The 24,286-nt window shown below is 47.1% G+C and carries 17 protein-coding genes; 8 read left to right on the top strand and 9 right to left on the bottom strand.

Annotated elements, in window-relative coordinates; all coding sequences use genetic code 11:
- Nucleotides 1-12: 12 nt before the first annotated feature.
- On the bottom strand, nt 13-1,062 hold the full coding sequence (locus tag SEDOR53_RS0101655; RefSeq protein ID WP_026768143.1) for a cell wall metabolism sensor histidine kinase WalK: 1,050 nt from the start codon (nt 1,060-1,062) through the stop codon (nt 13-15).
- A 48-nt stretch (nt 1,063-1,110) separates the two neighbouring features.
- Nucleotides 1,111-1,791: a response regulator gene (locus SEDOR53_RS0101650; protein ID WP_026768142.1), complete on the bottom strand. Its 681-nt coding sequence runs from the start codon at nt 1,789-1,791 to the stop codon at nt 1,111-1,113.
- Between the two features lie 141 nt (nt 1,792-1,932).
- Here SEDOR53_RS0101650 and SEDOR53_RS16830 point away from each other — a divergent pair, with 141 nt between their 5' ends.
- Entirely contained in the window at nt 1,933-4,128 is a 2,196-nt protein-coding gene (locus SEDOR53_RS16830) for a hypothetical protein (protein ID WP_051416442.1), read from the top strand.
- A 24-nt stretch (nt 4,129-4,152) separates the two neighbouring features.
- On the opposite strand, the gene SEDOR53_RS0101640 is transcribed toward SEDOR53_RS16830, so the two are convergent.
- Nucleotides 4,153-4,797, bottom strand: a complete 645-nt coding sequence (locus tag SEDOR53_RS0101640) for an MBL fold metallo-hydrolase (protein WP_026768141.1) — start codon at nt 4,795-4,797, stop codon at nt 4,153-4,155.
- Nucleotides 4,798-4,859: 62 nt separating this feature from the next.
- On the opposite strand from SEDOR53_RS0101640, the gene SEDOR53_RS16825 reads away from it, so the two are divergent.
- Nucleotides 4,860-8,270: a hypothetical protein gene (locus tag SEDOR53_RS16825; protein WP_232214701.1), complete on the top strand. Its 3,411-nt coding sequence runs from the start codon at nt 4,860-4,862 to the stop codon at nt 8,268-8,270.
- 22 nt (nt 8,271-8,292) lie between these two features.
- On the opposite strand, the gene SEDOR53_RS18455 is transcribed toward SEDOR53_RS16825, so the two are convergent.
- The 3 genes from SEDOR53_RS18455 to SEDOR53_RS0101620 are packed head-to-tail and all read right to left on the bottom strand — an operon-like array spanning nt 8,293 to nt 10,407.
- Complete coding sequence (locus SEDOR53_RS18455; RefSeq protein WP_051416441.1) at nt 8,293-8,943, bottom strand: DUF1361 domain-containing protein; 651 nt, start codon at nt 8,941-8,943, stop codon at nt 8,293-8,295.
- Nucleotides 8,940-9,302, bottom strand: coding sequence for a diacylglycerol kinase family protein (locus SEDOR53_RS0101625; protein WP_051416440.1), 363 nt, complete (start codon nt 9,300-9,302; stop codon nt 8,940-8,942). The genes SEDOR53_RS18455 and SEDOR53_RS0101625 overlap by 4 nt, the downstream gene beginning before the upstream one ends.
- A 55-nt stretch (nt 9,303-9,357) precedes the next feature.
- On the bottom strand, nt 9,358-10,407 hold the full coding sequence (locus tag SEDOR53_RS0101620) for a quinone-dependent dihydroorotate dehydrogenase (protein WP_037360350.1): 1,050 nt from the start codon (nt 10,405-10,407) through the stop codon (nt 9,358-9,360).
- Nucleotides 10,408-10,496: 89 nt separating this feature from the next.
- Between SEDOR53_RS0101620 and SEDOR53_RS0101615 the strand changes: the two genes are divergently transcribed.
- Complete coding sequence (locus SEDOR53_RS0101615; RefSeq protein ID WP_026768138.1) at nt 10,497-11,672, top strand: acetyl-CoA C-acyltransferase; 1,176 nt, start codon at nt 10,497-10,499, stop codon at nt 11,670-11,672.
- A gap of 1 nt (nt 11,673) precedes the next feature.
- Nucleotides 11,674-12,501 carry a universal stress protein gene (locus tag SEDOR53_RS0101610; protein WP_026768137.1) on the top strand — a complete coding sequence of 276 codons (828 nt, stop codon included), beginning with the start codon at nt 11,674-11,676 and terminating at the stop codon, nt 12,499-12,501.
- On the opposite strand, the gene SEDOR53_RS0101605 is transcribed toward SEDOR53_RS0101610, so the two are convergent.
- Nucleotides 12,502-14,184, bottom strand: a complete 1,683-nt coding sequence (locus SEDOR53_RS0101605) for an NAD+ synthase (protein ID WP_026768136.1) — start codon at nt 14,182-14,184, stop codon at nt 12,502-12,504.
- A gap of 70 nt (nt 14,185-14,254) precedes the next feature.
- On the opposite strand from SEDOR53_RS0101605, the gene SEDOR53_RS0101600 reads away from it, so the two are divergent.
- Nucleotides 14,255-15,259: a hypothetical protein gene (locus SEDOR53_RS0101600; RefSeq protein ID WP_051416439.1), complete on the top strand. Its 1,005-nt coding sequence runs from the start codon at nt 14,255-14,257 to the stop codon at nt 15,257-15,259.
- Nucleotides 15,260-15,302: 43 nt separating this feature from the next.
- Here SEDOR53_RS0101600 and apaG read toward each other — a convergent pair whose 3' ends face one another.
- Entirely contained in the window at nt 15,303-15,689 is a 387-nt protein-coding gene (gene apaG / locus SEDOR53_RS0101595) for a Co2+/Mg2+ efflux protein ApaG (RefSeq protein WP_026768134.1), read from the bottom strand.
- A gap of 321 nt (nt 15,690-16,010) precedes the next feature.
- Between apaG and SEDOR53_RS0101590 the strand changes: the two genes are divergently transcribed.
- From SEDOR53_RS0101590 to SEDOR53_RS0101580, 3 genes are all read left to right on the top strand, one after another.
- Nucleotides 16,011-18,419: an SLBB domain-containing protein gene (locus SEDOR53_RS0101590; protein WP_198018764.1), complete on the top strand. Its 2,409-nt coding sequence runs from the start codon at nt 16,011-16,013 to the stop codon at nt 18,417-18,419.
- A gap of 77 nt (nt 18,420-18,496) precedes the next feature.
- Nucleotides 18,497-19,951 (top strand): NADP-dependent isocitrate dehydrogenase, encoded by a 1,455-nt coding sequence (locus SEDOR53_RS0101585; RefSeq protein WP_037360347.1) that lies wholly within the window; start codon nt 18,497-18,499, stop codon nt 19,949-19,951.
- A gap of 70 nt (nt 19,952-20,021) precedes the next feature.
- Nucleotides 20,022-21,668 (top strand): pyruvate dehydrogenase complex dihydrolipoamide acetyltransferase, encoded by a 1,647-nt coding sequence (locus SEDOR53_RS0101580; protein WP_026768131.1) that lies wholly within the window; start codon nt 20,022-20,024, stop codon nt 21,666-21,668.
- 136 nt (nt 21,669-21,804) lie between these two features.
- Here the strand turns inward: SEDOR53_RS0101580 and SEDOR53_RS0101575 are convergent, their stop codons facing one another.
- Entirely contained in the window at nt 21,805-24,216 is a 2,412-nt protein-coding gene (locus tag SEDOR53_RS0101575; RefSeq protein ID WP_026768130.1) for a zinc-dependent metalloprotease, read from the bottom strand.
- Between the last annotated feature and the right edge of the window lie 70 nt (nt 24,217-24,286).

Here is a 24,286-nt window from a genome sequence, read left to right as displayed (position 1 = left end):
AAATCTGTGCCGTTATTCCCGTTTGGCGTCCAGCGTAAATCCGATCGTGGTTCCTACATCCAGCTTGCTGCGCACATGCATGGTTTGCCCATGGGCTTCAATGATGTGCTTGCAAATGGCCAATCCCAACCCGGTACCACCCCCGTCGCGGCTCCTGCCGCGGTCGGTTCTGTAAAAACGTTCAAAAATGCGGGAAAGATGCTCTTCCGCTATACCAATACCATCATCACTAAACTCAATCAGCACATGCCGCCCGTCGGTTTTGTATACGCTGGCCACGATACTGCCATCCTGTTTCCCGTATTTGGTGGCATTTTCCAGCAGGTTATTGATCACCTGCCTGATTTTTTCCTTATCGGCAAAAACAGAAATGGGCGATTCGCATCCTTTTTTAATCGAACACCTGATATTGCGCGCAGCAGTCTTGATGGAAAGGGTCTCGTACACCTCCCTGATCAGGTCCTGGATAATGAAGGTTTCTTTGTACAAAGGCTGTTCACCGCTTTCGAGACGGGCAATCTCGTCAAGGTCCTGCACCAGGTTCACCATACGTTCTACATTGCGGGCGGCATTCTCCAGGAAACGTTTGCTGACCCCGGGGTTCTCCATGGCGCCACCCAGCAGGGTATCTACATAGCCCTGTATCGCAAAAATGGGCGTTTTGAATTCGTGTGAAAGGTTTTGCAGGAATTCCTTGCGGAAAGCTTCGTTGGTTTTCAACTGCTCGATCTCGGCGCTGCGTTGTTCGGCCCATTTTTCCACATCTTCCCTCACTTCATCGATACCTTTCTGCGGCAGGATATATTTATAATAAGTTTCTTCTCTCTTGGTGGCCTTGGTTTGGTAGATGAACTTATAAATGAGTTTGATCTTGCGATAGATAAATGATTCCAGCACAAAACGGATCAACAGGTAGCTGCCAAAGAAAGTAATCACCAGTGAAGAAAGTGCGATCTCCCAGTCGGGCCGTATGACCCAGATGCCCAATGCAATGGGAATAGAAAGGATCAGCGCCGTAAAGGCGGAGAGTTGCTGTGGGGAAAGGTTCTTGGTCTTGAACATCGAAATCTAAGTTAGCTAACATCTGACAACTATCAACTAACAACTCCCCTACACATCAAACTTATATCCCACACCCTTAACGGTAGTGATACAGTCGATGCCGAGTTTCTGGCGCACTTTCCTTACGTGCACATCGATGGTACGGTCGCCCACGATCACATCGTTACCCCATATCTGGGAAAGTATTTCATTGCGGAGAAAAACGCGGCCGGGGCGGGAAGCCAGGAGGTGCAGCAATTCAAATTCTTTTTTGGCCAGCACCACTTCTTTATCGTCTACGGTAACCAGGAACTTAACCGGGTCGATGATCACATTGCCCAGGCTGATGGCCTTGCCCGAGTCTTTGTTGTTGAGGCGTCTGAACAGGGCGTTTACACGGCTTACCAATACTTTCGGACTGATGGGTTTGCTCACGTAGTCATCAGCGCCTGTTTCAAGGCCCTTGATATGGGAGGTTTCATCACTCAATGCTGTGAGGAAAATGATGAGGGTGTCCTGGAAAAGTGGCTGGCTCCGGAGAATGGCGCATACTTCTACGCCGGTCTTCTTGGGCATCATGATATCCAGGATAATGAGATCGGGATGTAACTGGCGAGCCCTTTCAATCGCTTCGTTTCCGTCCTTGGCCGTATATACTTCATATCCTTCCTTGATAAGATTGTAGCTGATGATCTCCAATATGTCCTGTTCGTCGTCTGCAATCAGAATTTGCTTGGGCTTCACTTCCATGTTAACGTAATGTTTACGCAAAATTAATTTTAAACCCCCGACCCGGCAGCTACTACCCATTATCTAATTGTTAACACCATGACCACCCCGGCATGCGTCTTTTCTCCTTTTTTGGCAGTATTTTTGTAATACCCTATGAAAATGAAGCAATTTTACTTAGCCGCGGGGATATTTTTGATAACGGCGGCCAGCTCATGGGCTCAGAAAGAGCTGCCGGTGCCACCCGTTCCGGCGATCCGTCAGTTACATCACGACAAAATCCTCAACTCATTACAGGTCATCAGTAAGCTGCACAATAAAAAGGATACCATTTTTCCTATTACCAGCGACCCCAGGCTCAACGTAGCCATCAACCGTTCTGTACGGATCACCGTCAACAATATGCGGGCCGAGATTGAACTGGATAAATCGCTCGATAACAACGCTAAATTCAGATGGCTGCGGGGCATCAATGAAATGCTCACCGGTTTCATTTCGCAATACCAGCTCAAAGCCATACCCAGTGTAATGCTGCCGGCCCTGGTGAAAGCATTTAAAGATGCGATGAAGCTGGAACAGCAAGGCGCTTCTATTCTTCCCGTGATCACCGATAACGAAATAGAAGTAGGCAATATCCTGCTCGACAACTTTGCTTTTAAAGACAATCCCGATTTCGATAAAGCGAAGAATGTGCTGGTGCTCAAAGCCTGCCAGCGCGATCCCGAAAATATTCTCCCGATCCTGCGCAGGTATCCCGATAATTCTTATGCCGACAGCCTCATCACGCGGGCCGCGTTTCATAACCAGGATAAATTATACGATTACGCAAAAGCTTCCGACGCGCTTGCCAGGCGGATACGCAGCAATAAAGATCCATTGGTAAAGCTGATCAGTAAGCTGTCTACCATGAATACCGGAAGGATGTATTTCCCTTTCCTCGATGATCTCTATCATGGCAAATTGACCCTGGAATCTATCCGTCCTTATGTTGAAAATGATTCTACCGATGGGTATTATAAGCTATTGGTGAGGACCCGTATTGGTTATGCAGAACGTATAGAACGTGGCGATATACCCATGGCGGAAAACGTATTAACAGAGCGGTTGCGTTTCAAAGCAATAGAGCGATACATCAATGAGATCAATGCTTTGCACGATGTGTCGAATGAGAAAGTGCGTTTTAAAGTACTGGAACCGCTGAATGCACAAGAGTTGTATTACCTGGCGGTGCTGGCAGAAGAAGATATTTACACTTCGAGTTTTGTGGTAGGCGTATATCCGCGCATATTCCAGCGGATGAAACACCCCTCGTCAGATTCATTGCTGGACCTGGTACACCATGATTTTTATAAGAAGTTCATTAAAATGTCGGCCTCGTACAATACGCTGGACGATTTCCTGAAGCGCATGAGCAAACCAAGTTCCGTGAAGCTGATGCGGCACTTCGTAGACGGACTGGAAAAAACACCTACACTGGAGGATGCGGTGGATGTAGCCGATTCTTATGCCAGCATATACAATGATGAGCTGAGGAACCTGATCCTCGATGAAGTGAAGCAAAACCTGAAAACAGCCGAAAAGCACGGCACTCCCAAAGGCAAAGTGATCTACCGGTTACTCAACACCATCTTCGAGTCGATGGATTCCGTGCATAAAGTAGATGTTACTGCATTGCTGGGTATCGACCCGGTATATTATATGCCGCTGAAAGGATTGGAAAATGGCACCGGCCGCATCATCATGCAACAGTTTTCTTATGGCGATAAAGATGCGGCGGTTTATTTCAGCGCCTTTCTCAGCAGGTTCAGTAATAATAACTGGAAGATCATCCGTAAACCTTACTGGGTAGAGATCAACTCTGCCAAGGGTACACCTATTACCATCTATGCCAACCTGCCGCTCGATGAAACCAAAGAACTCGATACCAAAGCGCAGGATAGTCTCATCAGCTATCTCGACGTGCAGAACCTTGAACCAACGATCGTGATCCACCGCGGACACAGTTATTACCTGCAGGAAACAATCAACCGGCTGCCACCCAGCGCCAGGATCGTGTTGTTGGGTAGTTGTGGCGGATACCAGAAACTGAACGATATATTGAAAATATGTCCGTCTGCACAGATCATCGCTTCCAAACAGGTAGCAGCCGGCGTACTGAACCAGGGGCTGATCGATGCGATCAGTGAACGGTTAAGGCAGGGTAAAGACCTGGTTTGGGACGATCTTTGGAAAACGCTCCAGGGCAGGTTCACCGGTGGATACAAAGAAAAGTTCGACGATTATATCCCGCCGCAGAAAAACCTGGGCGCTATGTTCATCATGGCGTATACGAAAGCCATGATGCAGGAAGCGAGATAACGGTACAATCAAAATTTTTAAGCATTAAGCAACTCTTACAAAAGGGTTGTGCCTTTTTTCATGACCGATAGTGGTGGAAGGACCATGACCAGGGTAAACAGTAACCGATTCGGGAAGAACATATAATTGTTCCCGGATGCTGTTGAGCAGGGTTGCATGATCACCGCCTGGCAGATCGGTTCTGCCGATACTTTCATGAAACAACACATCGCCACCCACCAGAAATTCTTGCGCCGCATGGTAAAAACAAATGCTGCCGGGTGAATGACCCGGAGCGAGGATCACCTGTAATTGGTCTGTGCCCAGTTGTACCTTGTCGCCATGCGCAAGAAAATGCAACGGCCCCACATAATTACTGAAAGGCATACCCCATCTTTCTCCCGATGCCGGAGCCCGCTGCAGCACGGCTTCTTCATTCGCGTGGAGGTACAATTCAAGTCCGTACGTTTCATGCACCCATTTGTTGCCGAATACATGATCGAGATGGCAGTGGGTATTGAGCAACTGCACCGGCTCGAGTTTCGTATCTTTTATGAAATTTTTTAACGTTTCCTGTTCAGCGGTAAAGTAACAACCGGGATCAATTATGATAGCTTTGCCCTGGTCGTTATAGAGGAGATAGGTGTTTTCCTGAATGGGGCTGAAGGTGAAAGACTTTACCTGGAGCATACCTGTATTTTTGTGAGGGGTTTAATGGTAAATGACTAATTTTAAAACACTAAAGTTCGGATATGCAACGGAATTGTATTGCTAAATGGATGGGTTTTGCATTTTTTTTGTCTCCTTTATTATTGACTGCGCAGGTGAATACCGTAGAATTCGGCAAGAACCGTGTACAGCATAAGAAATTCGTCTGGAAGTTCTACCAGTCGCCCAACTTCAACACCTATGTATCGCAGGGTGGGGTAGAGCTGGGGAAGTTCGTAGCCCAGGTGGCAGAAGAAGAATTGAAATCCGTTGAAAATTTTATTGAATATTCTTTACAACGCCGGGCCAATATTGTAGTGTATAACAACTACAACGATTATAAGAGCAGCAATATAGGATTGGGCAGTGACTGGCAGAGTGCAGGCGGACTAACCAAACTGGTGAACAATAAGATAGTGGTGTATTTCGATGGCGACCACCAGCACCTGAAGCGCCAGATACGTGAAGGCATTGCCAGAACCCTTACCGATAATTTATTGTTTGGAGATGATATTGGCGAATTCGCCAGTAACCAGGCTTTGCTGGACCTGCCCAAATGGATGGTAGACGGTTATGTAGCTTATGCAGCAGAACCCTGGAGTACCGAAAAAGACGACGAGCTCAAAAGCGCCATACTCAGCGGCAGGTATAATTCGTTTTACCAGTTTGCTTTTGAAAAGCCTTTGCTGGCCGGACAAGCTTTCTGGAATTATATAGGCGAGAAATACCGGAAAGAAAATATTTCATATCTCTTATACCTGGCCCGCATCTACAAGAACCTCAACAATGCCTGCCTGCGGGTTTGTAAAAAGAAATTCAAAGAAGTGCTCAGCGATTTCATGAATTTCGAGCAGGACCGTTATATCAAGGACATCCGGCAAAGAAGAAATGCGCCCAAAGGGCAATTGAATATTTCTGAAGACGTTTCCAAGAACGATTATTTCCGTTTCCAGGCCAACCCCAATCCGAAGAGCGCTACGTATGCCGTGGTTGAATTCAAGAAAGGCATTTACAGTGTGAAGCTCATGGAAAACTATTACAATGCCCAGGTGTTGCTGAAGAGTGGTGTACGAACCAACCAGGCCGATGTAAATCCGCGTTATCCGATACTGGCCTGGGATGGCAAAGGATCGAGGTTATTGGTCGTGTACTGGGAAGCAGGTAAAACTAAAATGTTTGTGTATGATGTGGTAGCGCGCTTCAAGCGTTTCAAACAGGAGATCACCGGGTTCGAGCAGATACTGGATGCTTCGTTCATGCTCGATGCCAATACACTTATATTGAGCGCTGTGAAGAATGGACATACCGATATCTTCACGTATAAAATAGAGCAGCAGAAAACAGAGCAGATCACCAATGATGTGTACGACGACCTGAACCCTACTTATGTTACTTTTCCCAATAAGTCGGGTATCATTTTCGCATCGAACAGACCTTCTCCGCATGCACCCAGCGGAGATACCGTATTGCCCAGCAATTACCGCTATAATATTTTCATGATCGATATTCTCAACAACAGCAAAGAGAAGCAGATCACACAACTGACCAACCTCAAACAGGGTAATGCCAAATTCCCTATGCAGTATAATAACAATCACTTCACTTATGTGTCTGATGAGAATGGTATCGATAACCGCTGGGCTGGCTTCTTCGCTACAAAAAGAACCGGGCTGGATACTTTATATTATATAGGTGATGAATTGCTGCGCAATCCTACACCCAAAGATTTCGATTCTACCCTGCTGGCATGGCAGAAACAGGAACCTGATAGCGTAAGTTATTTCCAGGTGTACAAAGATTCTACTTATACCTTCCCCATTACCAATTACCAGAGCTCGCTGCTGGAAACAAGGATCGCCGGTAACAACGGGCAGGTAAGTGAAGTACGCAGGGAAGGCGATTATAAATTCCTGTATAAACTAAAAGTAGATGAGCAGGCGCTGAACAAACGGAATGTGAATGCAAGGCCCACCGAATACATGAAAAAAGTGATCGAGTCGCAAAAAGCGGCCGAAGGCAAAGCCATCATCTATGATAAAAAAGCGGCCGCCGATACCAGCAGGCCGAAAGCAAAAGACTTTTTCCAGAATGAGTTTGCAAATGAAAAGCCCGATACCACTACAGTACACGCCAATCAACGCGATCTCACTGCTGCACAGTCATCGGCACTTGGCAGGTCTAAACTATTCGATTACCGTCTCAAGTTCTCGAGCGATTATGTGATCACCGGATTCACTAATAAAATACTCATCAACCGTTACCAACCCTATGGCGGAGGATCAGGGCCCATACAACTGAACAATGGCAACGACCTGAACTTTAACCTGCAATTAGGTGTGAGTGATGTGATGGAAGACATCAAATTCCTGGGTGGTGTTCGGATGGGTACCGATCTGAAGGACAAGGATATCTTCTTCAGCTTCCAGAACCTGCGTAAGCGGCTCGATTGGGGACTTACTTATTACAGGAGTAATATTTCCAACTCTGCCGATGCCATTCTTACTACACCGGGAGGCGGACAATTCTATACAACCGTTGCGCAAAAACTGGTTACCAATCTGTACCAGGCCAACTTCACTTATCCGTTCAATGAAGTGAAAAGCTTGCGGGCAACCATCGGTTTGCGGACAGACCGTTTTATACTCAAAGCCACCAATCCGCTCTTCCTGCCTTTGCCCGATTCGCTGACAAAATTTGCAGTGGGCCGGTTGGAATATGTACACGACAATACCATCAACCCAACACAAAATATCTGGAACGGGTTGCGGTATAAAGTATACCTCGATATCAATGTGCCGTTTGCAAAATCGGTAGCGAACAACAATGGTAAGCCTACTTATAATTTCGGATTTGATGGGAGACATTACCTGAAGATCTACCGGAACTTTATCTGGGCTGCACGTGCAGCCGGAGATTTCTCATGGGGTGGACAGAAGATCATTTATTATCTGGGTGGTGTAGACGGATGGGTAGGACCCAAGTTCAATGACCAGAACAAGCCGGCGCCCGATGTTTCCTATGCTTACCAATCACTTGCCGTGAATATGCGAGGCTACCAGCAAAACGTGGCTAATGGTAACAATGCAGTGGTGATCAACAGCGAATTGCGGTTTCCGGTATTTGCTACACTCATCAATAGGCCTATCAATAATGCTTTCCTGCGTAATTTCCAGGTTACACAGTTTATTGATCTGGGAACTGCCTGGAATGGAAATTACAATGGCATCAAGCGTCCTTCGGAAGTGTATTATAATTACGATGCCAATGGCCTTCCGATCCCTTCACCTGTTGTGCACATCGATGCAGGCGGACTGGGTCCCTTTGCAGGCGGCTATGGTTTTGGTGTACGCAGTACCCTGCTGGGATACTTCATGAAGCTCGATGCTGGCTGGCCGATGAAAGGTGTATTCAGAGGCAAACCCATGTGGTATTTCTCACTGGGATTTGATTTCTGATCGATATAAGATTGATGGATATTTAGCTGCCCTGCTGTAATAGGCGGGGTAGTTTTTTTAATGTGAAGTACACCAGGCTCAATAAAACGGCAAATAGAAAAGTGAATACCCATAATTTAAGGTGATGCTGTGGCGCCAGAATATGATCGGCAGATGAATAAGCCAATTCCTTTGGTTTGTTTACAATATCCCAACTGTTGAAACGAAGGTACCGGCCCATAAAAATGCCATAACCACAAAGGAACAGGCTTGCAAATACACAGAGTTTTACCCATACCTGTTTCATGTGATCGCTTAGAAATGCTTCTACCCGCATCAGGGATACGATGCCCAGTATGAGGCCGTTCCAGGTGGCAGATGTTACCAGTATAAGATCGTACCACACCGGAAAATTTGGTTTTTCTTCATAGTGAAACAGGTCGGTAATGATATAAGGCGCATTGGGAAAGAACAATAGCCATCCTGCCAGGAGCAAAATGGCTACTCCATTCATTTTTTTGCAATGAACCAGTTGATTGCTGCAGAAATAAGGTATGGCGGCCAAAAAGGTATTCCATACATAGAAGCCATATTCCAGCGTGTGTGTGCGGAACATACGGAATGCCAGCAAAGCCATCGTAAATGAAACCGACAGCAACAGCATTCGGCTGAGACTGGAAAGCCTGAGACTCATATGATGGCAATTATTTTAGGTAAGAAAATAAACAGCGCGATGACCACACTGATGATGGCCCACCAAAGTACGGCAGCGGCTGCTACATCTTTCACTATTTTAATGAGCGGATGCGTTTGCAGATGAACGGCATCACAAAATTTTTCGAGTGCATGGTTCAGCATCTCAAATCCCGTTACGCCTGCAATACACAACATAACCAGGCACCATTCAACTGCCGATAAGCCAAAAATGATGCCGGCAATAATAACTGCTATTGCTGCCAGGAAGTGTATCCTCCCATTCCTGTCGTTCCGGAAAAAACTGCCCAACCCATGAAAGGCATGGACAAATGCTTTATAAAGTTTTTGTTGTGGCATAAGCATCTCTGTTCCCTACAAAGATAAAGCCAATAAGACTGTTATTACAGATGCATCAGGAGTCCAGCAGATGGGTACAGATACGTTTCACAATAGAGGGGCCTTCATAAATAAAACCGGTCCATACCTGTACCAGTGAAGCGCCGGCCGATAATTTCTCTGCTGCATCGGCGCCGGTAAAAATCCCGCCGCTGGCGATGATAGGAATATTGCCGTTGGTTTGTTTTGAAAGGTATTGTACTATTTCGGTCGCTCTTTCTCTTACGGGGCGGCCACTTAATCCACCTGCACCGATTGCTGTAATGCGCGTATCGCTGGTGCGAAGACCTTCCCTGCTGATGGTAGTGTTGGTAGCTACCAGTCCGCTCAGCCGCACTTCAAATGCAAGGGAAACAATATCATCCAATTGTTCTTTCGTGAGATCGGGAGCGATCTTCAGTAACAAAGGCTTGGGATGTTGACGGCCCTGGTTATTGTTTTGCAGGTTGCCCAATATTTTTTTCAAGGAATCTTTTTCCTGCAATTCGCGCAGTCCGGGTGTATTGGGCGAGCTCACGTTCACCACAAAATAATCCACGCAGTCGAACAGCACATCGAAACAAGTGTGGTAATCTTTCCAGGCATCTTCATTGCTGGTGATCTTGTTCTTGCCAATATTGCCGCCAACGATCAACGCTGATGCAGCCGAACGTTCTTTTCTTTTTTTCAATCTTGCTGCTACAGCAGCCACCCCGTCATTGTTGAATCCCATCCTGTTGATCAATGCCTGGTCGGCCGGCAACCTGAATAACCTGGGCTTGTCATTACCCGGCTGGCCCAAGGGCGTTACCGTACCAATTTCAGCGAACCCGAATCCTAATGCTTCCAGCTCATCGAGGTACAAGGCATTTTTATCAAAGCCTGCGCCCAATCCCACCGGGTTCGGAAATGTAAGTCCGAATAACTCCCGTTTTAGCCGTGCATCAGATACACTGAACTGCTTCTCTATCATCTCTTTAAGTAAGTTCACCCGGCAGGCGCCCTGCAACAGGTTCATGGAGAAATAGTGCACATTTTCAGGTGGAAAGCGGAACAACAGTTCACGGATAAGAGGATAAAGACTCATGCGGCGAAGATAAGACAGAAAACAAGGATTTAGTTGCATAAACAACTTTATGCAGAAAAGCGTATATTTGGTAGAGAAAAAAATCGATCATGCAGGAAGCATATATAGTTGCCGGATACCGTACAGCGGTTACCAAGAGTAAGAAAGGAGGATTTCGTTTCTACCGTCCGGATGACCTGGCCGTGGATGTGATCAAAGGATTGATGGCATCTGTACCGCAGTTGGAAGCCAAAAGGGTAGATGATGTGATCGTAGGTAATGCAGTGCCGGAAGCCGAGCAGGGATTGCAGGTTGGCAGGATCATTGCAGCGCGGGCGCTGGGTATCGATACAGCCGGCTTTACCATCAACCGGTATTGCGCCAGTGGACTGGAAAGCATTGCCATTGCTACTGCCAAGATCAGAATAGGTATGGCAGATTGCATTGTGGCGGGCGGTACGGAAAGTATGAGCCTCGTTCCAACAGCCGGCTGGAAAACAGTACCGGCCTATTCCATTGCGAAAGAGGAACCCGATTATTATCTTAGTATGGGATTGACGGCAGAAGCTGTAGCGAAAGAATTTAAAGTAAGCCGGGAAGATCAGGATGCCTTTGCTTTCAGGTCTCACCAGAAAGCCATGCATGCCATACAGGAAGGCTATTTTAAAACAGGGATATTACCCATTACGGTTGAAGAAACTTACCTGAATGAGAAAGGTAAAAAAGCAGTTCGTTCTTATACAGTGGATACCGATGAAGGGGTTCGTGCAGATACCAATATGGAGGTGCTGGCCAAACTCAAGCCTGCTTTTGCATTGGGAGGCAGTGTAACGGCCGGTAATTCTTCCCAGACCAGCGATGGTGCGGCTTTTGCTATTGTCATGGGTGAGAAGATGATGATGGAACTGGGACTGAAACCATTGGGCCGCCTGGTGAATTGTGCATCGGCCGGCGTGCACCCGCGCATCATGGGCATTGGTCCTGTAGCGGCAGTACCCAAAGTGTTGAAACAGGCAGGCATGAGCCTGAACGATATTGAGTTGATAGAGTTGAATGAAGCATTTGCTTCACAATCGTTGGCGGTGATCCGGGAACTGGGACTGAACCCCGATATCGTAAACATCAACGGGGGAGCTATTGCATTGGGACATCCTTTAGGCTGTACCGGTTGCAAACTCACTGTGCAACTTTTGAATGATATGAAGCGCCTCAAAAAGAAATACGGCATGGTAACGGCTTGTGTAGGAGGAGGCCAGGGTATTGCGGGTATTATTGAAAACCTGTAGTATGAATAAGATTCTCATCCCCACTGACTTTTCAGCAACGGCAACCAATGCCGCGCTGTATGCGTTGGGTTTAGCCAAACAAGTAGGCGTTAAAAGCGTGGTATTGTACAATGCTTACCAGTCGCCCGTTACGATCGATCCCATGATGCCTACGGTTCAATTGTTCGATATCGATGAACTGAAAAAGAACAGTGAAGAAGCGTTGGATCGTTTCAGGTCACAGTTAAAAGAAGCGGCGGGTACCATCAGCCTCGAAACTTTCAGTGCTTTCAATGTGCTTTCCGAAGGGCTCGATAGTGTTTGCCAGGAAACCGGTGCCGATCTCATTGTAATGGGTATCAGCGGGGCGGGAGGAGTGGAAGAGACCCTGATTGGCAGCAATGCGGTAAGTGTTGCCAGACACAGTACCTATCCCGTGATCATAGTTCCTGCACAGGCTTCATTTGTTCCCATTCAGGAAGTGCTTTTTGCCTGTGATTATAAAAAAGTGGTGGAGACCACACCGGTAGGATCCATCAAAAGCCTGTTGAGCGCTACAGGCGCCCGCTTGTCTGTACTCAATGTATACCACAACAAAGAATACGACGATACATTTACTTATGAGAGCCTCATGCTGGATACCCTGCTGGAAGGATGCCGCCCGCATTATTTCTTCGTAGACAATCCCGATTTTACCGATGCCATCAACGCATTTGTAAAGGAAAAGCATTCACAGATTGTGATTACCATTCCTAAAAAACATGGCTGGTTTGAAGGACTGTTCCATAAAAGTCATACACGCATGCTGGCATTCCACAGCATCATACCATTGATGGTGATACACGAATGATCAGTTCAGGTATTTACCTACGATGGGCACTCTTCTGCCTACACCAAAGGCCTTGGGCGATACACGAATGATAGGACAAAACTGATTGCGCTTGTATTCGTTTGAATTGACCATTTTCAGTGTACGGTCAACCAATACCTGGTCGAATCCCATGTCTTTGATCTCGGAAGGGCCCATTCTTCTTTCTATGTATTGATACAATACCTGGTCGAGCACTGCATAATCGGGCAAGCTATCGCTGTCTTTCTGGTTGGGTCTCAGTTCGGCGCTGGGCGCTTTTGTAATGATGTTTTGCGGAATGATTTCCTTGTTCCGGTTGATGTAATGTGCCAGGGCATAGACTTGTAGTTTGTAGCAGTCGCCCAGTACACCCAACCCGCCGGCCATATCGCCATACAATGTACCATAACCTGTTGCCAGTTCACTTTTGTTGGATGTGTTCAATAAGATATAACCGAACTTGTTGGCAATGGCCATGAGCAGGTTACCACGGCTGCGGCTCTGCATGTTTTCTTCAGCCAATGAGAACGGCAGGTCTTTGAAAATGGGTTTCAGTGTATGGGTAAACGCCTGGAACACTTCATCAATGCGTATGATATCGTAAGGATTGCGCAGGTTTTTACTCAATTGCACAGCATCATCCACGGAATGTTCAGTAGAATAGGGTGATGGCATGAGAATGGCGCGTACGTTTTCTGCTCCGAGGGCATCGCAGGCCAGTGCGAGCGTAACGGCAGAGTCAATACCACCCGAAGATCCCAGGATAGCCTTGGAGAAACCCATCTTGCCAAAATAATCGCGTATACCCAGTATGAGCGCATCATATACCTGTGCAATATTCAGTTCAGGTTCCAGCGTAGCGGGGTTGAGTTCTTTGTCGGGAACGCGGCTGGCAGGTTCCAGGATGGGGGCATCGAGGCTGCCATCATCATTCAGTACAACGGTTTCAATAGCTTCCTCAAACATCGGCAATGCTTTGCACAGGTTACCCTGTTTATCGAAAATAAGAGAAGCGCCATCGAATACTACTTCGGTCTGACTGCCCACTGCATTGCAGTAAAACATGGGTAGCTTGTACTTGAGCACATTCGATTTGATCACCGCCTTGCGGTCTTCATCGTGTGTATAATCAAAGGGCGAAGCGCTGAGGTTGAGCATGAGATCAGGCCCCTGTTTGACCAGCTCGTCCATCGGACAGATGCGGTACAAGGGGTTATCGCCGAGGTTCCAGATATCTTCACAAATGGTTACGGCCAGTTTTTTTCCTTTGAAAGGGATCACCTTCCATTCGTACGAGGGTTCAAAATAACGGTACTCATCGAACACATCATAAGTAGGCAGCAATGTCTTGTGTATCTCGGCTTTTACTTCCTGTTCATACAGGAAAAAAGCAGCGTTGAAGAGGCTCTTGCCTTTGTGTGTGGTATTCCTGGCCGGACCGCCCACCAATACGCCAATGGTATCGGCGTGTTGTTTGATGACATCGATGGCTGCATACGATTTGTTGATGAAATCGTTGAATTCTACAAAGTCCCTGGCCGGATAACCGCAAACGCACATTTCGGTGAAGAGGATGAGATCGGCTCCCTGTTTCTTGGCGGCCTCAATGGCTTCTATGATCTTAGCAATATTGTATTCGAAATTCCCGATATGGTAATTCTGTTGTGCCAGGCAAATTTTCATGGTGCAAAGTTCCTGAACTTTTAGCATATTTTTTTCTCCCGTTCGTGCATCTTTGCTCAAAGTTTTCGGCATGCGGAAATCAGTATGGATTGGATGGATATTATTGGTGGCTGTGGCCTGCAGGAGCCACAGGTCAACACCCGATGTTTCTGGAATCAGGATCAACCTGGAGGTACAACGATTTGAAATCCCTTTCTTCACGCTGGATACCAGTCACCTCAACCGGTCACTGCAACAACTGGCCGAAAGATACCCCGGCTTTACGCAGGACTTCCTGTTCAATATACTGGGAACAACGCCCGACAGTGCATTCAAAGATGTGCCACGCTTCATCCGTACTTACCAGAGCCTGGCCCAGGCATCGGCAAAAAAATATGCCGATTTCAGTCCGGTTGAAAACTCCCTGAAAAGGGGGCTGCAATTCCTGCATTATTATTTTCCTTCTTATAAACTACCCACCCGGTTGATTACTTTCATCGGGCCTATCAACAGTTACGGCAATATCATTACAAAAGATGCGTTGGCCGTAGGGCTGCAGTTGTATATGGGTAAAGATTATCCTTTGTACCAGGATGAACAGGGCCAGGCGCTTTACCCTGCCTTTGTTTCGCGGCGCTTCGAGCCACAATATATTACGGTGAACTGCATCAGGAATATCGTAGACGATATGTATCCGGATCAAAGCAGTGGAAAACCTTTGATAGAGCAGATGATAGAATCCGGCAAAAGACAGTACCTGCTGGAAAAGCTGCTACCTGAACTGCCCGATAGCATCAGAACCGGTTATACAGCGCAACAGCTTACTTTTTGCCGGCATAATGAGCAGCAGGTATGGAGCTTTTTTGTACAAAACGATTTGCTATTCAGCAATGATCCGAATACGGCACGCGATTACCTCACAGATGCGCCCAATACGGCAGCACTGGGTGAGTCATCACCAGGGAATATCGGTCAGTTTGTGGGCAGGCAGATCGTAGACAAATGGATGGATGCGCATGAAAGAACTTCACTGGACACCTTGATGAAAATGCCGGCAGCAAAATTATTTGAAGAAGCGAAGTACAAGCCGAGATAATAATTATGATCGTCACCCTGAGCGAACGAAGTGATGACGAGGATTAGTTCATTTTAGCGGGCACAATCATATCAAAAGAAGGAATATTTACAGAGAAGAGCTCCTTGCTGTGTTCATTCTGCATTTGATAAGTGCCATGCATCTTACCCATTTCGGTTCTGAGATTGCAGCCGCTAACATATTGGTAATTCTCTCCGGGTTTTAGCACAGGCTGAACACCCACCACGCCTTCCCCTTCCACCTCGCGGTGCTCGCCATTGCTGTCGAATATGAACCAGTGGCGGCGCAAAAGTTTAACGGTAAAGTTGTTGTGGTTCTCAATGGTGATCCGGTAAGCAAACATGTATTCGCTGTTCAATGGATTGCTGTAATCGGCCTGGTAAAAGGTCTCTACACTAATCTCTACCCCTTCTGAAATTTTTGATACCATGTTTGGAACGATTGCTTGTCATAAAAATAACGAATTAGCTGTTAAGAATATTGTCAATTTGTAAGAACGGGGATGGCAGCAGCTTATCTACTGATCTGTTATTTGCATTTAGACGATTTTATATGCTTATTTATTGGATAAGGCAGACTTAATCACTTCTTAATGCCTATAATTTTCTCATTGAAAGAATTTGTCAGAATTTGCGCCGAACTTCCTTGCCCTCTGAAAACCTATACTGAGTTTTTCATTTATTGATTCAGTCCTAAACCCTGCAAAATCTTATTTATGTGCTTTTTGAGAAGGTTGGTTATTTCCTGTGTTATGGTCTGTGCGTTGTTCTTTACCGTTAATGGGCAGGACCTGTTGAAATCGGGAGATCTGAGCGCTGTTAAAGTAGACCAGCTTTCAGATGCCGATATTGCCAAACTGCAACAACAATTGAAATCTTCCGGGCTCACCATTTCACAGGCAGAACAGATGGCGGCTGCTAAAAGGATGCCGCAAACAGAGATCATCAAATTGCGGGAGCGCCTGACCCATACCGAAGCAGCCAATCGTGCAGATCCGACGGTTGGAGTTACTAATAATGTGAGGACGACGTCTGAGCTCAATGAATATAAAACCGTTGAAAAAACCGCACAGGCCAAGGTCTCGGTATTCGGTTCGCAACTTTTCACTACCGCTTCCCTTTCTTTTGAACCTAACCTGCGTATTGCGACGCCAATGAATTATGTGTTGGGTCCGGATGACGAACTGCTGTTGAATATCTATGGTGTACAGGAAGCCAGTTTTCATTTATTGGTACAGCCGGAAGGGATGATTACCATACCGCAGGTTGGACAAGTGCATGTTGCAGGCTTGTCACTCGAAGATGCCATCACACAGATTAAGTCCAAATTGTCGGGCACAGTGTATCATTCTATCAAAAGCGGGTCAACCCATTTGAGTGTAACACTGGGCAAAATTAAAAGTATCCGTGTAACGATCCTGGGAGCAGCAAAGCCGGGCCTGTATACCATATCTTCTCTCACCACGCTTTTTAACGCCTTGTACCTGGCAGGCGGTCCCGACAATAATATTGGTTCTTATCGCGAAATCACTTTGATCAGGGGAGGTAAGGTTTATCGTACAATCGATTTGTATGAGTTTCTTATGATGGGCTATGTGAAAGACAATGTATTATTGAAAGAAGGAGATGTGATCAATATCCCTGTATATAAAAAGAGGGTTACCATAACGGGACAGATCAAGCGTCCTGGAACCTATGAAATGCTGGAGAATGAAAATACAATGCGCTTGATTGAATGCGCGGGCGGATTTACTGAACAGGCTTATACGGCAAGCATCAAGGTGACATCATTAACTGCCACACAACGGAAGGTAAAAGACCTGGCAAATGCTGCATTCGCCGGCTATATACCACAAAAAGGCGATGAGTTTCTGGTTAATGGGATACTGGACAGATATGAAAACAGGGTGCAAATCAAGGGGGCTGTTTATCGCGAAGGTCAATATGAATTGACCAGTGGTCTTACGATCAGCGGATTGATCACAAAATCAGACGGGCTAAAACAGGATGCATTCCTGGAAAGAGGGTTACTGACCAGAACAAAAGATGATATGAGCATACAGAACATTTCTTTCAGCGTGAAGGATGTTGTGAATGGCGATACAGATATTGTATTGAAGAGGGAAGATATTGTTCAAATCGCATCTGTTTTTGACCTGAAAGACGAGTCTGTGGTCACCATCAATGGCGAAGTGCGGAAACCCGGTCAGTTCATGTATCGGGAGAACCTTGGACTGAAAGACCTGATCTTTGAAGCCGGGGGATTCACCAATGCGGCTGCTAATTACCGTATTGAGATAGCCAGACGGATCAGGAATGAGAACGGTAAAACCGTGTCAGATTCCCTTGCGGAAATATTGAATACCGGTGCAGAAAAAGACCTTGTGATGCGCCGGTTCAAATATCTTTTACAGCCATACGATATTGTAACGGTAAGAAGGACTCCGGGATATGCTGAACAGAAAAAGATCACCATCAAAGGGGAAGTACTCTATCCCGGAGAGTATACCATCAGGCTCAAAACGGAAAAAATCGGGCAACTACTTTTGCGTTCCGGCGGTTTCACCAATGCGGCTTATATAGATGGTATATATCTTATGAGACAAAGCAGTAATAGCCCCCTGGAAAAGAAGGAAAAAATTGATAAAGCGGCAGCCATCAATACCAAAGGGAGCGATAGTATTCTGGCAGAGAAAATTGCCAACCCGGTTTCTAAAATTCCGGTCAATATGCGCGCGATCATCGCAAACCCCTATTCACCTGATAACCTCATTCTGACCGAGGGCGATGAAATTGTAGTGCCTAAGATCAATGAACTGGTGAAAATTACCGGAGAAGTTTATTCGCCCACGGAAGTAAAATACCAGGAGGGGCAATCGCTCCGGTATTACATCGACAGGGCTGGCGGGTATAATGATTTTGCGAGGCGTACCAAGACTTATGTGGTATATGCAAACGGACAGGTAGCGAAAACCAAAATGGCTTTGTGGGGATTGATCCGCAGCTATCCGAAAATCAGAACGGGTACTGAGATATTCGTGCCGAAAATAGTCAAAACAGAACACAAACGGTTGAGTACCGGTGAGATAGTTGGTCTTACCAGTGTTATAGTATCTATGGCCGGTGTGGCCGTAACGCTCATCAATTCTCTTAACAAGTAAAAGAGCAGATATAGCCTGTTTGTTTGCCGGTTATTGGGCCTGATCGCGTAATTTTGCACCACTTTAAAAGTGAGGATATGACAAAGATCGCTGTAGCAAAAGGTGATGGAATTGGTCCCGAGATAATGGACGCCGTATTGACCATTTTCAACGCAGCCAAAGTGCCCCTGGGTTATGAGTTTGTAGATATGGGAAAATGGGTATTTGATAAAGGTTACAGTAACGGTATGACCCCGGAAGCCCAGCAAACCATTGAGTCGTTGGGCATTCTTTTTAAAGGCCCCATGGAAACACCGAAAGGAAAAGGGGTGAAAAGTGTGAATGTGACCGCCCGGAAGACCTGGAACACTTATGCCAATAACCGTACTTTTCAAACCCTGCATGGGGTAGATACCGTATTCAGTAAGGCAGGCATACCCATTGATATTACCATTGTACGTGAGAATATAGAAGATACTTATGGCGGCGTGGAGCACATGCTTACACAAGATGTGGCATTGAGCCGGCGTTTCATCACCCGTCCGGGTAGTATGCAGGTGATCCGATATGCTTTTGAAATGGCCAGGAAAAAAGGCGCAAGGCGCATTACCTGCGGACACAAGGCCAATATCATGAAAATTACAGATGGCCTCTTTCTGGAAGTGTTTTATGAAGTGGCCAAAGAGTATCCCGACCTGAAAGCCGATGATGTGATCGTGGATGATCTTTGCATGAAACTAGTGAGCCGCCCCGATCTTTTCGATGTGGTGGTGCTTACCAACCTCCAGGGCGATATTGTAAGCGATCTCTGTGCGGGACTGGTAGGCGGACTGGGCTTTGCCCCCTCGGCCAATATTGGCGACCATATTTCCATTTTCGAAGCGGTACACGGCACGGCGCCTGATATTGCCGGTAAGAACATTGCCAACCCCACAGCTCTGTTGTTGAGCGGCTTCGCGTTGCTCCGGCATCTTGGGTTGCGGGAAGAGGCGGCTATGATGGAAAATGCGCTGTTGTACACGCTGGAATCCGGTCAGCACACCGGAGATTTTGGCGACAAATCGACCCCATCACTCAATACCACCGATTTTGCCCGGGTGATCATCAGTAATTTTGGTAAACAGCCCGTTCATAACCCCAAGCCGGTCATTGCCAACCAGGAGGTAACCCCTACCATATTCAAGCTCAGCCGCAATCCCATGCTGGAGAGCAAGGAAACGGAGCATGCACATATTGTAGGCGTAGATATGTTTATTGAAAGCAATGAACAGCCGGGCATTGTAGCGGAAAAATGCCTGCAACACACGTCAGACCTGTTCAAACTGGTTACCATCAGCAACCGGGGCACACAGGTATGGCCCAAAGGCTCTTCTTTTACCAACCTGGTGAATCAATATACCTGTCGCTTTGAAAGTGTGGGCGATGAACCCGTTACCCAGACCGATATCCTGGAACTGTACAAGCGCCTGGCAAATGATTTCAAGATATGCTCTACCGAGTTATTGAACGCCTGGGGAGACAAAAAAGCTTATAGTCTGGCACAAGGTCAGTAAGAGAAGCTTCAATGCCAATCGCTTTTTTCCTTAATTTCACGGCTCAATTTAAAAGAGCAATCGAATCAATATGGCTGAAGAGATATTAATGCCCCGGCTGAGCGATACCATGACGGAGGGTGTCATTGCCGCCTGGCATAAAAAAGTGGGCGATACCGTTAAAAAAGGCGACCTGTTAGCTGAAATAGAAACCGATAAAGCCACCATGGAACTGGAAAGTTATCAGGATGGTGTTTTGTTGTATATAGGAACTCCTAACGGTGGCAAATTACAGGTGAACGACCTGTTGGCCATTTTTGGTAAGGCTGGTGAAGATGTTTCGGCACTGGTAGCAAAGTATACGGGTGGTGCATCTTCAGCCACGAAAGCTCCCGAGCCTGCTCCGGCGCCTGCTCCACAGGCAGCACCGGCTCCAACTCCAGCCCCCGCTGCTGCTCCTGCACTAGATGTTGCTTCTATGGAAGAAGTAGTACTGATGCCCCGTTTGAGCGATACCATGACCGAAGGTGTGATTGCCGGATGGCATAAAAAAGTGGGCGATGCTGTTAAAAAAGGTGAAGTGCTGGCCGATATCGAAACCGATAAAGCCACCATGGAACTGGAAAGCTATAAAGATGGTACGCTTTTGTACCAGGGAGCCCAACCCGGTGAAAAAATACAGGTGAACGACCTGCTTTGCATCATCGGTAAACCCGGACTCGATGTGAATGCCATTGTAGCCGCTGTAAAAGCTGGTGGATCACAGCCTGCTGCTGCTCAGTCAGCACCGGCAGCACCTGCCCCCGCTGCTGCTGCCACTGCACCTGTTGCTGCACCCGCGGAGGCTGTTGTAAACGAAGGCAGGATACTGGCATCGCCGTTGGCTAAAAAGATTGCATCCGATAAAGGCATTGATCTTAAATATGTAAAAGGTACGGGTGATAATGGCCGTATTGTGAAAAGCGATATCGATAATTTCAAGCCTGCTGCTGTTTCTGCACCTGCTGCTCAACAGACCAGGCCCGCCTCCGCCATTGCCATGGCTCCGGCGGGTACGATAAGTTTTGAAGATGTACCTGTTTCACAAATGCGCAAAACCATTGCCCGCCGCCTGAGTGACAGTCTGTTTACCGCACCGCATTTTTATCTTACCATGGCCATTGATATGGATGCTGCTGTTGCAGCCCGTGGCAAGATCAATGAAGCGGCGCCTGTGAAGATCAGCTTCAACGATATGGTACTGAAAGCAACAGCCCTGGCATTGAAACAACACCCGCAGGTGAACAGCAGTTGGTTGGGCGATACCATCCGTCACAATCATCACATCAATATTGGTGTGGCTGTAGCGGTGGATGAAGGCTTGCTGGTTCCTGTAGTTCGTTTTGCCGATGGCAAATCACTGAGCCAGATTGCAGTTGAAGTAAAAGACTACGCACAGAAAGCAAAAAATAAAAAATTACAACCCGCCGATTGGGAAGGAAGTACTTTTACTATCTCCAACCTGGGTATGTTTGGTATAGAACAATTCACTGCCATCATCAACCCGCCCGATGCCTGTATCCTGGCAGTAGGTGGCATTTCACAAGTGCCCGTTGTTAAAAACGGACAGATCGTACCCGGTAACGTTATGAAAGTTACCCTAAGTTGCGACCACCGTGTAGTAGACGGTGCAACAGGATCGGCTTTCCTGCAAACGCTGAAATCCTTACTGGAAGAGCCTTTGAGGATGCTGGTATAAGCTTACCTTATTTTATTTTCGTCATCCCGAGCGCAGCCGAGGGACCTGCCCGAATATTGAGCAGGTCCTTCGACTCGCTTCGCTCGCTCAGGATGACGTTCTTCGCTCGCTCAGGATGACGGCGGGTAGTAGTCCGTCAGAAATCTAAATCGCAACCGATGGGTGCTCCCGGAGCTATCTCTTTATGTTGGGGTACCGCAATATCTTTTGGTTTGTTGATCCGTTCTACTGCGTAGGAATAATGTGCTTTTAAAGCAGGATGCGCTTGCGCCTGTGTTGTTGCATATTGTTTCAGTGACTGCAGCCTGTCGAAGCAGATCGATTTTACGAGATAGTTGGCATTGTCGTTCTGGCTGAGGCCCAGCATCCAACTGAGTACCATTTGCTGTGTTTGTAATTGAATTTCACCTTTCAATCCTTTCTGTAAAGGGGCTTTCCATGTTTTTTCAATGGTGGCATCCAATACATTGTCCCAACCCAGTGTACCGGCTTGCGCTTTGAACTGCTCCAACCGGTTGGCTCTTTCTGCATTGAACAAAAATTCCAACTCAAAATTGGCCAGGGCTTCGGCCGCTGCTACAGGATCGAAACCCATGCCGGTGCGTTTGGCAAAGAGTTCGCCTACATTATAATAAAGCGGCGGGCGGGGAGGGATCATGGCAATGATCCTTTCGGGAAGCGTGAGTGTTTCAGGCGATAAACAGTCCAGCGCTGTTTGTAATGCTTTCTGCTGAACGGCATTGGGTAAAACCTGGGGAACCTGTTGCTGTCCGCCTCGCACGCTGTAACTGTAATTCATACCACCGATCAGCTTACATACTGCTTCCAGCTGGTAACGGTGATAGTTGTATACAGGAACCAATGCATCTTCCAGTCTTGACAACGGCGTTCTTTCACGGATGGCTTGTTCAGAGAATTGATCCAGCGCTTTGGAACGTACCTGTAATACGTTCTTAAGTTCCTCGGTGACGTCTTTTCCATTATCCCATAGATGCGCATAAGGATGCATACCGCTGGCGGCACGCGCATCGGCATCGGCAATGAATAAGAGTCCGTTTTTTGTGTTTTCATCCAGTATCGCATTCAATGCTTCATTTTCATTCACGCCTGCACCGAAGTCCTGGTAACCATAGAGGATGGCCCTTTTATCCCATTCACCAATGACATTGGTATATACCTGCGAAAAATCAATATTCCCTTTGCTGTTGAGCAATATATTGGGATGCGGATAGTCCATTACAGAAGCCCGGTCATTATAACTCGATGCATAGTTGTGCTGGAGTCCGAGTGTATGTCCCACTTCATGAGCCGCCAGTTGCCGTAAACGCTGTAAGGCAGCCTGCTGCATGGTTTCGGGTGCCGGTTTGCCGGTCTCGTACGGAGAAAGCAGCCCAGTGAAAATGAGATAATCCTGCCGCACACGTAAAGACCCCAACGTCACCTGCCCTTTGATGATCTCACCGGTGCGTGGATCGGTGATCGACGCGCCGTAACTCCATCCCCTGGTAGAACGGTGTACCCAGTTGATCATGTTATAACGTACGTCCATGGCGTCGGCGGTATCGGGCAGTACTTTTACGATGAATGCGTTCCGGTATCCTGCCGCTTCAAAAGCCTGGTTCCACCAGCGGGCGCCGTCGAGCAGTGCAGAGCGTATGGGTTCGGGTGTTCCGTTGTCGAGGTAATACACAATAGGTTTTACCGGGTCACTTACCGCGGCGGCGGGATCTTTTTTCTCGAGCCGGTGGCGGGCGATGAAGAGTTGCTCAATGGGTTCAGAGAAAGGAGTGCTGTAATCAAAATAAGAAATGCCGAAATAACCGCTGCGTATATCATAGCGACGAGGCTTATAATGATTATCGGGCAGTTGTACAAAAGAGTGGTGTACACGCAGGGTGATGGCTTCGTTTGAAGGGGTAACGGTACTGACAAAGCGCCCCGCATCGCTGCCGCCGGTAAAAGTGATGGTGGCTTCGAATTCACTGTTCAGGGGAAAGTTGCGGGTATTGGGCAGGTAAATGGCCGAACGGGATTCGTTGAAAACATAGGAGCCCTGCCGCATGCTGCGGATGCGATCGGCGATGCCATGGGAGTCACGTACAAAAAAAGAAGTGGCGTCTACCAGTACTTTATCGCCTTCGTCTTCATCGATGGTGAAGCCGCCGATGGCCGACTGGGCAAAGGATTCGCGAACAGCGCGCTGTTCGCGGGGGTCGGATGAGGAGGCCCGATAATTGTAGTTGGGCTCAACCAGGAGTAATTTTTTACCTATACGGGAAAAATAAACGATGCGACTGGCGCCGATCTGCCCCCTGTCGAGCCCGATATCGTTCGAACCGAGTCCGGCCGGAAGTGAATTGACATACAGGAATTCCTTGTCAAATTTATCAACCAGCATCCAGATTTTTCCGTTCGCGGCATCCCACCAGAAAGTGAAATAGCCATCGTACCGTTTCATGTTTTTTGTTTTATCGGCAATTTTTGATGCCGGTTGTGCAACAGCACCAACGAAACAAAAACAAAGCAGCCATGCAAATAAAGTGCGCATCGTTTTGGATTTGAGTAGTAATAAAAAACTCCTGGTATTATTTTTTTCAAACAATAACAGGAGTTGAACT

It is taken from the genome of Asinibacterium sp. OR53 (assembly GCF_000515315.1).
Lineage (GTDB): Bacteria > Bacteroidota > Bacteroidia > Chitinophagales > Chitinophagaceae > Sediminibacterium.
The sequence above is the reverse complement of the archived record's forward strand: the minus strand, read 5'-3'. Positions and strand labels throughout refer to the sequence as shown.